Here is a 13,344-nt window from a genome sequence, read left to right as displayed (position 1 = left end):
GGGGAGACGACGACGATGTACGGCCAGGGGCAGGGACCGCAGCAGTATCCGCAGGGGCAGCCGCAGCAGCCTTACGGCGCTCCCCCGCCGCAGCCCGGCTACGGCCAGCCGCCGGCCTACGGCGCCCCCCAGCCGCCCGCGTACGGTGCCCCGCAGCAGCAGCCCCCCGGCTACGGCTACCCGCAGCAGCCCCCGGCCCCGCAGCCCGGCTACGGCCAGCCGCCGCAGGCCCCCCAGCAGTGGGGCGCGCCCCAGCAGCCCGGCTACGGCGGCTACCCGCCGCCGCCCGCGCCGTCCAAGGGGAAGGGCGGGATCATCGCGCTGGTGGTCGTGCTGGGCGTGGTCGCGGTCGGCGGCGGTCTGTGGTGGGGGCTGAAGGGCGGCAGCGGCGGCGGTTCGGACACCGCCGGCAAGTACAAGCTCGCGGTGCAGGACAGCGTGGCCGGCTACACCAAGAAGTCGTCCAACGAGAAGGGCGAGCTGAAGGGCCTGGAGGCCATCGGCACCTTCGAGGGCTCGCTGAGCGTCACCTACCAGAAGAACACCACCGACCTGGCCAGCTTCGGCGGCAGTTGGGGCACCGTGAAGGACCCCGGCAAGGCGATGGACGCCCTGGTCGCCAAGATGGACGACGCGATGAACAGCTCGGACGAGTCCGGCGGCTCCGGCAGCGGCGGCAAGGCGGTCTGGAAGCAGAAGCTGACCGACGTCGACGCCAAGGACCCCAAGGACTCCGGCAGCCAGCTGCGCTGCGGCTCCCTCGGCGCCGAGGGCGGCAGCTCCTCCGCCGCCGCGCAGAGCGTGCCGGTGTGCGTGTTCGCCACGCACTCCACCATCGGCACCGTGACGACCAGCAGCCTCGACCCCAAGGGCAAGCAGCTCTCCGTCGACCAGGTGGCCGCGCTGGCCCGCCAGCTCCGGGACGCCTCCACCGTCGCCAAGTAGGACCGACCGGCGCACGGAGGGCGGGAGAAGGAGCGGGTCGAGGGCCGAGTCCGGGCGGTGCCGACGAGGGAGCCGTGGCGGAGCCACGGCGACCGAGGAGAAGCCGTCCGGGCGACAGCCACCGGCCCGCGACGCCGCCCTCCGTGCGCCGGTCGGTCCAAGACCGCCCTCCATCTGCCGGTCGGTCCAAGTCCCCCCACCAGCACCACCTTCACGCGTGAACGGAGCACCAGCCGTGTCCGACAACCAGTTCGGTCCGCCGCAGCCCGGTTTCGGGCCGCCGCAGACCCCCGGCGCCCCGATACCCCCGCAGGGCGCGCCCGCCCCGCAGGCCGGATACGGCTACCCCGGCCCGCAGCAGCAGCCGCAGCAGTCCTGGGGCGGCGCCGCGCTGCCGCAGCAGGGCTACCCGGCCGGTGCGCCCGGCGGCTTCCCGCCCGGGTACCCGGCTCCGCAGAAGAAGTCCCGCAAGGGCCTGTGGATCACGCTGTCCGTGGTCTCCGCGGTGATCCTGGCCGGCGCCGGCGTGGTCGGCTACTTCGCCTACGACACCGTCTCGAAGACCGGCAAGTACAAGGTCGTCATGCCCCCGACCTTCCAGGGCATGAGCAGCGAGGCCGGCGCGGACACCGCGCAGCAGATGGCCGAGCAGATGAAGCAGGACACCGCCGCCGACCCGGACTCGCTCCAGCCGGAGCAGACCGTCGCCGCGCTCTACGCCACGGAGGACGGCAGCCGGATGGTGATCGCGGCCGGCGCCTACGGCAAGGTCTCCCGGCCGTCCGCCCAGGTCGACCAGCAGTTCAAGGACATGGAGAAGGAGGGTGACACCGTCACCCAGAAGAAGTCGGTGGACGCCGGTCCGCTCGGCGGCTCGATGTCCTGCGCCATGGTCAAGAGCAGCGACACCCCGGACCTCGCGGTCTGCGTCTGGGCCGACTACTCCTCCGTGGTGCTGGTGATGGAGAAGTCCGACAGCGTCGACCTCGACAAGGCCGCCGCCGACACCCGCGAGCTGCGCCAGGCCGCCGAGGTGCTCAAGTAGCCTTCGCCGCAAGGCGGTCGGGCGGCCCGGAGGCCGCACGCGGAAGGGGCCCCGCACCGGTCGACCGGTGCGGGGCCCCTTTCCGTCCGGGCCGGGCGGCGCCTCAGGCGCTCTTCTCCCGGCGCTCGCGCTTGATCATGTCGCGCGGGACCAGGGTCGGGATGGCGTGCTTGGAGACGACGTCCCCGGTGACCACCACGCGGGCGACGTCCTGCCGGGACGGCACCTCGTACATCACGGACATCAGCACCTCCTCCATGATGGCCCGCAGACCGCGCGCGCCGGTGCCGCGCAGGATCGCCTGGTCGGCGATCGCCTCCAGTGCGTCCCGGGTGAACTCCAGCTCCACGCCGTCGAGTTCGAACAGCTTGCGGTACTGCTTCACCAGCGCGTTCTTCGGCTCGGTGAGGATCTGCAGCAGCGCCTCGCGGTCCAGGTTGTGCACGCTGGTGATGACGGGGAGGCGGCCGATGAACTCCGGGATCATCCCGAACTTCACCAGGTCCTCCGGCATCACCTGGCGGAAGTGGTCCGCCGAGTCCACCTCGCGCTTGGAGCGGATGGTGGCGCCGAAGCCGATGCCCTTGGCGCCGGCCCGGCCCTCGATGATCCGCTCCAGGCCCGCGAACGCACCGCCCACGATGAACAGCACGTTGGTGGTGTCGATCTGGATGAACTCCTGGTGCGGGTGCTTGCGGCCGCCCTGCGGCGGCACCGAGGCGGTGGTGCCCTCCAGGATCTTCAGCAGCGCCTGCTGCACGCCCTCGCCGGAGACGTCCCGGGTGATCGACGGGTTCTCGCTCTTGCGGGCGACCTTGTCGATCTCGTCGATGTAGATGATCCCGGTCTCGGCCTTCTTGACGTCGTAGTCGGCCGCCTGGATCAGCTTCAGCAGGATGTTCTCGACGTCCTCGCCGACGTAGCCGGCCTCGGTCAGCGCGGTGGCGTCCGCGATGGCGAACGGCACGTTCAGCATCCGGGCCAGGGTCTGCGCGAGCAGCGTCTTGCCGGAGCCGGTCGGGCCAAGCAGCAGGATGTTGGACTTGGCCAGCTCGATCGCGTCGTCCCGGCCGCTGCCGGAACGGCCGGCCTCGCCGGCCTGGACGCGCTTGTAGTGGTTGTAGACCGCGACCGACAGCGCCTTCTTGGCGAGGTCCTGGCCGACCACGTACTGGTCCAGGAACTCGTAGATCTCGCGGGGCTTCGGGAGTTCCTCGAAGCGCACCTCGGAGCTCTCGGCGAGCTCCTCCTCGATGATCTCGTTGCACAGGTCGATGCACTCGTCGCAGATGTACACGCCTGGCCCGGCGATCAGCTTCTTCACCTGCTTCTGCGACTTGCCGCAGAACGAGCACTTGAGCAGGTCGCCACCGTCTCCGATGCGTGCCACGAGGTGCTTCCCCTTCGCCAGGGGCCCCGCGGGGGTCGGGGCCTGGTGCTGTGAGACCGGCTTCGCCGTCGGCGGTCGGTCTGGTATCCGACGGTACTCTGCCGAGCCGCTGTTTCCGCCGACTTCGACCGCTCTGCCCTACGCCCTGGGCGAATTGATACCGAACAGATGCCGTCGCGGGCGCATGGACCCGACTGCCCATTGTGCGGGACGGAAGCCCGGACCGGAACGCCCCGGGGCGGGGCGTACGTCACGTACGCACCGCCCCGGGGCGGGGGTTCAGTCGGTGTAGGAGTTCTTCCGGGTCGAGACGATCTGGTCGATCAGCCCGTACTCCAGCGACTCCTCGGCGGTGAGGATCTTGTCGCGCTCGATGTCCTCGCGGACCTGGTCGACCGACTTGGTCGAGTGCTTGGCCAGCATGGTCTCCAGCTGCTCGCGCATCCGGAAGATCTCCTTGGCCTGGATCTCCAGGTCCGACACCTGGCCGCGGCCGGTCTCGGTGTACGGCTGGTGGATCAGGATGCGGGCGTTCGGCAGCGCGAGGCGCTTGCCGGGGGTGCCCGCGGCCAGGATCACCGCGGCGGCCGAGGCGGCCTGGCCCATGCAGACCGTCTGGATGTCCGGCTTCACGAACTGCATGGTGTCGTAGATCGCGGTCAGCGCGGTGAACGAGCCGCCGGGCGAGTTGATGTAGAGCGAGATGTCCCGGTCCGGGTCCATCGACTCGAGGCAGATCAGCTGCGCCATGATGTCGTTCGCCGAGACGTCGTCCACCTGCGAGCCGAGGAAGATGATGCGCTCCTCGAACAGCTTGGCGTACGGGTCGTACTCGCGGATGCCCTGCGAGGTGCGCTCGACGAAGCGCGGGACGATGTAGCGGCCCTCGGCGCGCATGTCCTCCAGGCGGGCCTGGGCACCGGACAGGCTGGGGATGTTCATGGTTTCTGGTCCTCCGAAGCGTGCGGTCAGGGTTGCGATGCCGGTCAGCCGGCCAGGCCCGCGCCGGTGCCGCCGCCACCGGGGACGTCCGCGGCGCTGTGCATGATCTCGTCGATCAGGCCGTACGCCTTGGCCTCCTCCGGGGTGAACCAGCGGTCGCGGTCGGAGTCCGCGGTGATCTGCTCGAAGGACTGGCCGCTGTGGTGCGCGATGAGCTCGGACATCCGCTTCTTGGTGCGCAGCAGCTGCTCGGCCTGGATCCGGATGTCGGTGGCGGAGCCGCCGAGGCCCGCGGAGGGCTGGTGCATCAGGATGTTGGCGTTCGGCAGCGAGAAGCGCTTGCCCTTGGCGCCCGCGGTCAGCAGGAACTGGCCCATCGACGCCGCCATGCCCATCGCGATGGTGACCACGTCGTTCTTGATGTACTGCATGGTGTCGTAGATCGCCATGCCGGCCGAGATGGATCCACCCGGGGAGTTGATGTAGAGGTAGATGTCCTTCTCGGGGTCCGCCGCGAGCAGCAGCAGCTGGGCGGTGATCTTGTTGGCGATGTCGTCGTCGACCTGCTGGCCGAGGAAGATGATGCGCTCGTTGAGCAGCCGGTTGTAGACCTGGTCGCCCAGGCCGCCACCCACGTCGCCGCCGGCGGCGTGCGGTGCCATCGGGCCAGGCATCTGCATCTGCGGGAACGTCACTTAGCCACCTGCTCAGTCGATCTGCGTGTGTGTCGCTGTCCACCGACCCTAACGCGCAGGCCCCGCCCCTGAATCCCCCACGCAGAACTGTTCGCTGTGAGCGCAGGGTGAGCGGGCCGGGGCCGTCCGGAGCGCGCGAACGGGCCCGGACACCGTGCGGTGTCCGGGCCCGTTCCCGGTCAGACGTCCCGTCGGTGGCCGACGGTCACGAGGCTCAGGCCTCGGCGGACTTCTCGGAGGTCTCCTCCGCGGCGGCCTCGGCAGCCTCGGTGGTCTCCTCCTCGTCGTCCTCGAAGGAGACGGTCTCGCCGTTGGTGTCGGTCACCTTGGCGGCCTCGACCACCAGGGCCAGCGCCTTGCCGCGGGCGACCTCGCCGACCAGCAGCTGCACCTGGCCGCCCTGGACGACCTGCTGGGCGAACTGGTCCGGGGTCAGGCCGGAGCCGGCGGCGCGGCGGATGAGGTGCTCGGTGAGCTCCTCCTGGTTGACGCCCAGCTCCTCGTTCTTGACGATCTGGTCCAGCACGAACTGGGTCTTGATGCCCTTCTTCGCCTGCTCCTCGGTCTCCTTCTCGTAGTCCTCGCGGGACTTGTCCTGGGAGGCGAGGTAGGTGTCGAGGGTCAGGCCCATCGGCTCCAGCTGGTGGTGCTCCAGGTTGTGCTTGCGGGTGCCGATCTCGTCCGCGAGCAGCTTCTCCGGGTAGTCCATCTCGACCCGCGCGAGCAGCTCGTCGAGGACCTTCTCCTGGGCCTGGGTGGCCTGGTCGAACTCCTTCATGCGCTCGAGGCGCTTGACGGAGTCGGCGCGGAGCTCCTCGAGGGTGTCGAACTCGCTCGCCAGCTGCGCGAACTCGTCGTCCAGCTCGGGGAGTTCCTTCTCCTGGACGGTGGTCACGGTGACGGTGACCTCGGAGTCCTTGCCGACCTGGGTGCCGCCCTTGAGGGTGGTGGTGAAGGTCTTGGACTCGCCGGCGGACAGGCCGACCACGGCCTCGTCGATGCCGTCCAGCAGGCGGCCGGAGCCGATCTCGTAGCTCACGCCGGTGGCGGTGCCGTCCTCCGGCACCTCGCCGTCGACCTTGGCCTCCAGGTCGATCACCACGATGTCGTTCTCGCCCGCGGCGCGCTCGACGTCCTTGACGGAGGCGAAGCGCTCGCGCAGCTGCTCGAGGGACTTCTCGACGTCCTCGTCGCCGACCACGACCGGGTCGACCACGACCGCGATCTCGGCGAACTCGGGGAGGGTGACCTCGGGGCGCACGTCGACCTCGGCGGTGAACTTGAGGTCCCCGCCGTCGGCCAGGTTCTCGACACCCTCGATGTCGGTGATGTCGGGCTGGCCCAGCACGTCGATCTGGCCCTCGTCGACGGCCTGCGTGTAGAAGCGCGGAAGCGCGTCGTTGACGGCCTCCTCCAGCACCGCGCCACGACCGAAGCGCTGGTCGATCACCTTGTTCGGGATCTTGCCCTTGCGGAAGCCCGGAACGGTGACCTGCTGGTTGATCTTCTTGTACGCCGCGTCGAGGCTGGGCTTGAGCTCCTCGAAGGGCACCTCGACGGTGAGTCGAACCCGGGTCGGGTTCAGAGTCTCGACGGCGCTCTTCACGGTTGGGTCTCCTAGGGGGCTTGCGGTCAGGGCGATAGGCGGTTGGGGCTGCAATGCTGTCCGTACTACCGCCAGCGGTCCATCCTACCGGTACCACGAAAGCGACTGTGCCCGGCACCTGGGTGCGGACGGGAGCGGGGACGGCGGCGCCGGGCCGCAACGACAACAGGGCCCCGCCACCGACGAGACCCTGCCGCACACGGTCGGGGTGACCGGATTCGAACCGACGGCCTTCCGCTCCCAAAGCGGACGCGCTACCAAACTGCGCCACACCCCGTGGTGCCGAGCAGAAGAGTACACGTCGACCCGCCCCCGACCGGGGCGATATCGGCGAGCCGACAACGGGGAAGGAGTGTGCAATCCACCGACCCGACCAGGTACGCTGGGGCCGTCCTCACCACCGCTGCGGTGGCGGGGCGCTTTCCTGCGGGTGTAGCTCAATGGTAGAGCCCCAGTCTTCCAAACTGGTCACGCGAGTTCGATTCTCGTCACCCGCTCCACGACAGGGCCCCGACCGCGACGCGGTCGGGGCCCTCGCCGTTCCCCGCCCCGCGGGCGGCCTCTCCCCTCCGTCCCGGACCCGGGAACAGCCCGAAGGCCCCGCGCAGCGGAGCGCGGGGCCTTCGGGGGTGTGGTGCCGGGGGTCAGACGTTGACGCCGTGGGCGGCCAGGTAGGCGACCGGGTCGATGTCGGAGCCGTAGTCCGGGGTGGTGCGGATCTCGAAGTGCAGGTGCGGGCCGGTGACGTTGCCGGTGGCGCCGGACAGGCCGATCTGCTGCCCCGCCGTCACGGACTGGCCGGCCGAGACGGAGATCGAGGAGAGGTGCGCGTACTGGGCGTACTTGCCGTCGGCGAGCTTGATGACGACCTGGTTGCCGTAGGCGCCGCCGTTGCCGGCCGAGACCACGGTGCCGTTGGCGACGGCCTTGAGGCTGGTGCCGGTGGAGACCGGGAAGTCGATGCCGGTGTGGTAGCCGCTGGACCAGCTGGAGCCCGCCACCTTGTAACCGGTGGTGACGCTGCCCGGTGCGGGGGCGACGTAGCCGGAGGAGGAGCTCGCGGCGGAGCTGCCGGAGGTGGTGGCGGTCGACGACTTCGCGGCGGACGAGGAGGAGGACGAGGACGTCGACTTCTGGGTCGGAGCCGGGGCCTGGGTCTGGGTCTGGGTCTGCGCCTTGGCCTTCGCGGTGCCGGTGCTGCTCGACTTGGTCGAGGTCTTCGGGGCGGCGGCGGGGGCCGCGGCGTCCGAGGAGGCGGCCGGGGCGGACGAAGTCGCCGCGGCGGCCTGGCCGTTGACGGTCAGCTGCTGGCCCGGGTAGATCAGGTTCGGGTTGCCGCCGATGACCGAGCGGTTGTCCTGGTAGAGCTTCTCCCAGCCGCCGTCCACGTTCTTCGCGGCGGCGATCTTGGAGAGGGTGTCGCCGGAGGCGACCTTGTAGGTCTCGGCCGCGGCCTGCTGGGCGGCGGAGCCGGTGGTGTCGGCGACGGGGGTGGCGTCGACCGAGACGTTGGCCCACTGGCGGCCGCCGTCGTGCTGGTCGGCGGTGTGCGCGGAGGCGGCGGTGACCGGGAGGCCGACCGCGGCGCCGGCGACGCCGGCGGCGATGGCGATGCGGACGACGGTGGCCAGGCGCGGCTTGCGGTGCTTGCCCTGAGCGGACATGAAGCTGTTCCTCTCCGACGCCTGCGAGGTGAGCTGTCGGGTTCGGGCGAGAGTTGCCCGGCCGCGGTCTCCGCGGCTTCACCCCGAGCCGTCCCCGTGCGTTCCGGGTCCGGCGTACTACCTGTGGTTCCCCCGCTCCTGCCGTGGCGTGGTCTCTGGTCGGCACCGGGCGGCGGCAGGACTAGGCGTTCCGCTCGGCGGCCAGCCCGGCCGATGTCCGGGCTGCGGAGGAAGCAAAACCCACGGTTCGCGGAGCTGGCAAGCGCCGGTAGGCCCCGGTCCCGGGCTCGGGAGGGGGCTGACGGTCCGCCAGGTCACGCTCCGCCGACGGCGGGCTGCGGTGCGCGTACGGGATCATGACGATGCGCCCACGAACCACATACGGTGGGCGACTTCGGCCACCGTATGCGCCCGGGCGCTGACCTGGCGTGACGGAGCGGGTGACCCTGGTCACCCGCGGGCGGGACTTTGGTCCGGAACGGGGGTGCCCCCGCCCCTCGGAACGCGCTCCCCCCGGTGCCGGCGGGGTGTCAGCCCGCGATGCCGGCGATGGCCTTGGAGACCGAGTTGAGGAACTGCTGGATCGGACCGGCCATGGTCGACTGGCTGAGCATGAAGCCGAACAGCGCGGCGACGATGGCGTGCCCGCCCTTCATCTGCTTGTTGCGGATGAAGATGGCGACGATGACGCCGAACAGGACAAGGGCGGAGACGGAGAAGGCCACCGGGACTCACTTCCTCGATTCGTGGCGGGGATTCAGGTCGGAACCGCCGACGGCTCCAGGCGGAAACCGGCCCCTGCCCCCCGTGTCCCCACCACTCCATCCGGACTCAGTGTGGTCGCTCGTGCGGACTGCGTAAAGGACTTGCCCCGTCGCCGGGGGCTCCAACCCGGGTGGTGGGACTGATTTCCGCCGACCGTGACGATAGCGGACGGGTTCTGACGGAGCGTCGGCGGGAGGCGGTCCGCGGCGGCCCGGGCGGCAAACCGGCAGGCAGGCCGGTCGGCGGCCCACCGGCCGGGCCGGGCACCGGAATTGGCCGAAGATCAACGCCCGGGTTTGACACTCCGTGGGCACTCCGTGCACACCGCTCCCCCGCACCCGGCAGCGCTTCCGGGCCACCGCACCGCCGTCGCACCGCCACCGCCCCGACGCCGCTCGACCGCGGCCCCGGCGGGGCTCAGCGGCGCCAGACCAGCAGCACCGCCCGGTCGTCGTTGACGTGTTTGGCCACGCTGTCGATCAGCCGGACCGCGGCCCCGGGGCGGCCGGCCGCCGGGATGGTGGCGACCAGCCGGTCGGCCTCGCCCATCAGCCGGTCCATGCCCTCGCCCAGGTCCCGGCCGGGGACCTCCACCATGCCGTCGGTGCACAGCATCAGCACGTCGCCGGGTCCCAAAGTACCGCGCACGCCTTCGAACTTGGCGCCGTCGTAGACGCCGAGCAGCGGGCCCTCGGCCTCCTTGACCTCCCAGTGGCCCGCCCCGGCCAGGCGGTGCATGCCGGGCAGGTGGCCGGCCGAGAGGAGTTCGTACTCGCCGGTGTCCAGGTCGACCACCAGGTGGACGGCGGTGGCGAAGCCCTCGGCCCAGTCCTGGCGCAGCAGGTAGCCGTTGGCGGCGGGCAGGAAGTCGTGGGCGGGCAGCGAGCCGAGCAGGCCGCCGAAGGCGCCGGAGAGCAGCAGGGCGCGGCTGCCGGCGTCCATGCCCTTGCCGGAGACGTCGGCGAGCACCACTTCGAGCACCGGGCCGGTGCGGGCGGCGACCATGAAGTCGCCGGAGAAGGACTGGCCGCCGGCCGGGCGGAGCGCGGTGTCGGTGTGCCAGCCGTCGGGCAGGTGCGGGACGCGGCCCTGCACCCGGATCCGTTCGCGCAGGTCGAAGAGCATGGTGGAGCCGCCGCGCCAGGGCACGCCGATCCGGCGGCGGAACTGGGCGACCAGCAGGCCGGCGACGCCGACCGCGCCGACCACCAGGGCGGCGCCGGGGGTGACGCCGTGGGTGTACGCCTCGGGGCGTTCGCTGGCCACCTGTTCGCCGGTGTGCACCAGCGACTCGGTGATCAGCCCGGCGGCGGCGACGGCGTACAGCAGCACCAGGGTGCCGGGGCGCAGCAGCAGCGCGCCGGCCAGCACCGGCAGCACCAGGGCGGTGGGCGGGGCCCAGTCCGGGACGAGGACGTTGAGCAGCACCAGCAGCGGGACGAGCAGGGCGAGCGCGGCGAACGCCCACCAGTCGGCGCCGTCGCCGCGGAAGTAGTCGACCCCGGTGCGGCGCAGCCTGCGCCGGGCCCGGTACAGCGCCGCGCGCAGCCGGGCCGTCACGGGTTCGCGGGACGGTCCGCCGTCCCGGCCCGTCGCACTGGGACGCGCGCTGCCGGCCATGGGGACCGACCTTATCCACCGCGGGTGCCCGCGTCGACGGGGCGGGTGGCACCGGGTGCAGCGGGCGGTGCCGGGCCCGGCGGGTTTCGGCCGCCGGGACACGTCGGCGGCGGGGCGGTTATTCGCTCGCCGGGGGTCGGGGGCGGTGATAGGGAGGGCGGCATGACGATTCGACACCCCGAGCTGACCGTACGTCCGTTGCGCGCCGAGGAGTGGGAGAGCTGGTACCGGACGATCGACGTGGCCTTCGGCGGTGTCGAGGAGGCGCCGGAGGCCCGGGCGCTGTGGCGGGAGTTGACCGAGGTGGGGCGCTCGCTGGCGGTCTGCGAGGGCGGGCGGACGGTGGGCGGGGCGGGGGCGTTCAGCTTCCGGCTGGCGGTGCCGGGCGGGGCGGTGGTGCCGGCCGCGGGGGTGACGATGGTGGGCGTGCTGCCGACCCATCGGCGGCGCGGCGCGCTGACCGCGCTGATGCGCCGGCAGTTGGACGACGTGCGGGCGGCCGGGGAGCCGGTGGCGGTGCTGACGGCGTCCGAGCCGGTGATCTACGGCCGGTTCGGGTACGGGCCGGGCAGCCGGAAGGCGGTGGTGTCGGTGCTGCGCGGCAAGGTCCGGGTGCACACCCCGGAGCGGCGCGGCGGCCTGGTGCTGCGGCTGGCCGACCCGGTGGCGGAGCTGGCGCGCTGCGAGGAGCTGTACGACCGGCTGGCCGCCGGGCGGCCGGGCACCCTGGTGCGGCGGCCGGGCTGGGAGAAGCTGCCGGTGCTGGACCCGCCGGCCGACCGGAACGGCTACTCGCCGCTGCAGTGCGTGCTGGCCGAGGACCCGGACGGCGGCGAACTGCTGGGCTACGCCCGGTACGCGGTGAAGCCGGAGTGGAACGAGCGCGGCGCGGCCGGGGTGGTGCGGGTGCGGGCGGTGCAGGCGGAGCAGCCCTGGGTGTACGCCCGGCTGTGGGAGTTCCTGCTGGACCTGGACCTGACCGAGCGGGTGGAGGCGTACAACCTGCCGGTGGACGACGCGCTGCTGCACCTGGTGTCGGACGTCCGGCACCTGGCGCCGCGGATCGTGGACGGCCTGTTCGTGCGGCTGGTGGACCTGCCGGCGGCGCTGGAGGCGCGCGGCTACCCGGTGGCGGTGGACGTGGTGCTGGAGGTGACCGACGCGTTCTGCCCGTGGAACGCGGGGCGGTGGCGGCTGACGGCCGTGCCGGGCGGTCCGGTCAGCTGCGTGCGGACCGGTGAGGCCGCCGAACTGGAGCTGGACGTCCGCGAGTTGGGCGCGGTGTACCTGGGTGGCGGTTCGCTGGCGGCGCTGGCCGCGGCAGGCCTGGTGCGGGAGCTGCGGCCGGGGGCGCTGGAGCCGGCCGCGGCGGCGTTCCGCTCGGGGCTGGAGCCCTGGCTGCCGCACGGGTTCTGACGGCGCCCCGGGCGGGGGGACGCGCGGGCGTCCCCCCGTCCGCTCAGCCCTGCGGGTGGTGGGCCGGGATCGGCGGGAGCTCGCCGGTGGTCTCGTACTCGGACAGCATCTCGATCCGGCGGGTGTGCCGCGGCTCGCCGCTGTACGGGGTGTTGAGGAAGATCTCGACGAACTTGGTGGCCTCGTCGACGGTGTGCATCCGGCCGCCGACCGAGATCACGTTGGCGTTGTTGTGCTCGCGGCCGAGGGCGGCGGTCTGCTCGCTCCAGGCGAGGGCGGCCCGGACGCCCTTGACCTTGTTGGCGGCGATCGCCTCGCCGTTGCCGGAGCCGCCGATCACCACGCCCAGCGCCTCGGGGTCGGCGGCGGTGCGCTCGGCCGCCCGGAGGCAGAACGGCGGGTAGTCGTCCTCGGCGTCGTAGATGTGCGGGCCGCAGTCGACCGGCTCGTGCCCGGCCCCCTTCAGCCACTCGACGAGGTGGTTCTTCAGTTCGTATCCGGCGTGGTCGGAGCCCAGGTAGACGCGCATGCCCACGAGTGTGACATGCCGCCGGGCCCGCTCCCCGACAGGGGCGCGGGCCCGGCGGTGGTGACGGTGCGTCAGCGGCGGCCGAGCAGCTTCCAGGTGAGCGGCAGGGCGCCCATGGCGAGCACCAGCTTGAGCGCGTCGCCGACCAGGTAGGGGTACAGGCCGAGGTGGGCGGCCTTCGCCAGCGGGACGTCCAGGGCGAGGGCCAGGTAGGGCACGCCGACGGCGTAGATGGTCAGGCTGCCGAGCGCCATCGCGCCGGCGGTGGCCAGCGGGCTGCGGTCGGCGCCGCGGCGGGCCAGCGCGCCGGTCAGCGCGGCGGCCAGCACGAAGCCGATCACGTAGCCGAAGGTGGCCAGGCCGGCGCCCGAGGTGCCCTCGGCGAACCAGGGCAGGCCGGCCGCGCCGGCCGCCAGGTAGAGGCCGAGCGCGGCGGCGCCGCGGCGGGCGCCGAGCGCGGTGCCGACCAGCAGGGCGGCGAAGGTCTGGCCGGTCACCGGCACCGGGGAGCCGGGGACGGGCACCGACAGCTGTGCGGCCAGGCCGGTCAGCGCGGCGCCGCCGGCCACCAGGGCCAGGTCGCGGGTGCGCGCACCGAGCCGGGTGGACGCCTGCGGCAGCAGGTCGGCGAGGACGGCGGTGGAGGGTGTCGGCGCGGCGATGGCCATGGCTGCTCCCGGGGGTCCGATGCGGGTGATCACCTGTGAACCTACGCGGGGACAGGTGC

The 13,344-nt window shown here is 72.2% G+C and carries 12 protein-coding genes, 2 tRNA genes and 1 riboswitch; of the genes, 4 read left to right on the top strand and 10 right to left on the bottom strand.

The genetic code is table 11. The features are described 5' to 3' along the window. The first annotated feature begins 15 nt into the window (after positions 1–15). Entirely contained in the window at positions 16–945 is a 930-nt protein-coding gene (locus tag EDD39_RS12745; RefSeq protein ID WP_123555681.1) for a hypothetical protein, read from the top strand. 235 nt (positions 946–1,180) lie between these two features. Beyond that, entirely contained in the window at positions 1,181–1,990 is an 810-nt protein-coding gene (locus EDD39_RS39505) for a hypothetical protein (RefSeq protein WP_162870003.1), read from the top strand. Between the two features lie 103 nt (positions 1,991–2,093). Here the strand turns inward: EDD39_RS39505 and clpX are convergent, their stop codons facing one another. From clpX to EDD39_RS12715, 5 genes are all read right to left on the bottom strand, one after another. Further along, positions 2,094–3,380 (bottom strand): ATP-dependent Clp protease ATP-binding subunit ClpX, encoded by a 1,287-nt coding sequence (gene clpX, locus EDD39_RS12735; protein WP_014135752.1) that lies wholly within the window; start codon positions 3,378–3,380, stop codon positions 2,094–2,096. A gap of 279 nt (positions 3,381–3,659) precedes the next feature. Next, on the bottom strand, positions 3,660–4,322 hold the full coding sequence (locus EDD39_RS12730) for an ATP-dependent Clp protease proteolytic subunit (RefSeq protein WP_123555678.1): 663 nt from the start codon (positions 4,320–4,322) through the stop codon (positions 3,660–3,662). Positions 4,323–4,366: 44 nt separating this feature from the next. Next, positions 4,367–4,996, bottom strand: a complete 630-nt coding sequence (locus EDD39_RS12725) for an ATP-dependent Clp protease proteolytic subunit (RefSeq protein ID WP_051816579.1) — start codon at positions 4,994–4,996, stop codon at positions 4,367–4,369. 235 nt (positions 4,997–5,231) lie between these two features. Further along, entirely contained in the window at positions 5,232–6,623 is a 1,392-nt protein-coding gene (gene tig, locus EDD39_RS12720; RefSeq protein WP_123555676.1) for a trigger factor, read from the bottom strand. A 203-nt stretch (positions 6,624–6,826) separates the two neighbouring features. Continuing rightward, positions 6,827–6,900: transfer RNA gene (locus EDD39_RS12715), tRNA-Pro, on the bottom strand. Between the two features lie 149 nt (positions 6,901–7,049). Between EDD39_RS12715 and EDD39_RS12710 the strand changes: the two genes are divergently transcribed. Further along, positions 7,050–7,123: transfer RNA gene (locus EDD39_RS12710), tRNA-Gly, on the top strand. 144 nt (positions 7,124–7,267) lie between these two features. Here EDD39_RS12710 and EDD39_RS12705 read toward each other — a convergent pair. The 3 genes from EDD39_RS12705 to EDD39_RS12695 form a co-directional block, all read right to left on the bottom strand. After that, entirely contained in the window at positions 7,268–8,287 is a 1,020-nt protein-coding gene (locus EDD39_RS12705) for a M23 family metallopeptidase (RefSeq protein ID WP_123555674.1), read from the bottom strand. Positions 8,288–8,292: 5 nt separating this feature from the next. Next, positions 8,293–8,412: riboswitch (cyclic di-AMP (ydaO/yuaA leader) on the bottom strand. A 405-nt stretch (positions 8,413–8,817) separates the two neighbouring features. Further along, the gene (locus EDD39_RS12700; protein WP_030458254.1) at positions 8,818–9,012 is read right to left on the bottom strand and encodes a hypothetical protein; all 195 of its coding nucleotides are present in this window, start codon (positions 9,010–9,012) and stop codon (positions 8,818–8,820) included. Positions 9,013–9,469: 457 nt separating this feature from the next. Continuing rightward, positions 9,470–10,672 (bottom strand): PP2C family protein-serine/threonine phosphatase, encoded by a 1,203-nt coding sequence (locus EDD39_RS12695; protein WP_425269682.1) that lies wholly within the window; start codon positions 10,670–10,672, stop codon positions 9,470–9,472. A 162-nt stretch (positions 10,673–10,834) separates the two neighbouring features. Here EDD39_RS12695 and EDD39_RS12690 point away from each other — a divergent pair, with 162 nt between their 5' ends. Then, positions 10,835–12,088 (top strand): GNAT family N-acetyltransferase, encoded by a 1,254-nt coding sequence (locus EDD39_RS12690; protein ID WP_123555672.1) that lies wholly within the window; start codon positions 10,835–10,837, stop codon positions 12,086–12,088. A gap of 43 nt (positions 12,089–12,131) precedes the next feature. On the opposite strand, the gene EDD39_RS12685 is transcribed toward EDD39_RS12690, so the two are convergent. Further along, positions 12,132–12,617: a ribose-5-phosphate isomerase gene (locus tag EDD39_RS12685; RefSeq protein WP_030458257.1), complete on the bottom strand. Its 486-nt coding sequence runs from the start codon at positions 12,615–12,617 to the stop codon at positions 12,132–12,134. Between the two features lie 71 nt (positions 12,618–12,688). Next, on the bottom strand, positions 12,689–13,285 hold the full coding sequence (locus EDD39_RS12680) for a biotin transporter BioY (RefSeq protein WP_123555670.1): 597 nt from the start codon (positions 13,283–13,285) through the stop codon (positions 12,689–12,691). Between the last annotated feature and the right edge of the window lie 59 nt (positions 13,286–13,344).

Origin of the sequence: Kitasatospora cineracea (genome assembly GCF_003751605.1) — a bacterium.
GTDB classification, from domain to species: Bacteria; Actinomycetota; Actinomycetes; order Streptomycetales; family Streptomycetaceae; genus Kitasatospora; species Kitasatospora cineracea.
Note: the sequence above shows the minus strand (reverse complement) of the source record. Positions and strands in the feature narration are given on the sequence as shown.

What these genes read in the sequence shown, in the direction of transcription:
- EDD39_RS12745 (WP_123555681.1), top strand. Translation starts at nt 16, where the DNA reads ATGTACGGCCAGGGGCAGGGACCGCAGCAGTATCCGCAGGGGCAGCCG.
- EDD39_RS12730 (WP_123555678.1), bottom strand. Translation starts at nt 4,322, where the DNA reads ATGAACATCCCCAGCCTGTCCGGTGCCCAGGCCCGCCTGGAGGACATG.
- EDD39_RS12725 (WP_051816579.1), bottom strand. Translation starts at nt 4,996, where the DNA reads ATGCCTGGCCCGATGGCACCGCACGCCGCCGGCGGCGACGTGGGTGGC.
- EDD39_RS12705 (WP_123555674.1), bottom strand. Translation starts at nt 8,287, where the DNA reads ATGTCCGCTCAGGGCAAGCACCGCAAGCCGCGCCTGGCCACCGTCGTC.
- EDD39_RS12695 (WP_425269682.1), bottom strand. Translation starts at nt 10,672, where the DNA reads ATGGCCGGCAGCGCGCGTCCCAGTGCGACGGGCCGGGACGGCGGACCG.
- EDD39_RS12690 (WP_123555672.1), top strand. Translation starts at nt 10,835, where the DNA reads ATGACGATTCGACACCCCGAGCTGACCGTACGTCCGTTGCGCGCCGAG.
- EDD39_RS12685 (WP_030458257.1), bottom strand. Translation starts at nt 12,617, where the DNA reads ATGCGCGTCTACCTGGGCTCCGACCACGCCGGATACGAACTGAAGAAC.
- EDD39_RS12680 (WP_123555670.1), bottom strand. Translation starts at nt 13,285, where the DNA reads ATGGCCATCGCCGCGCCGACACCCTCCACCGCCGTCCTCGCCGACCTG.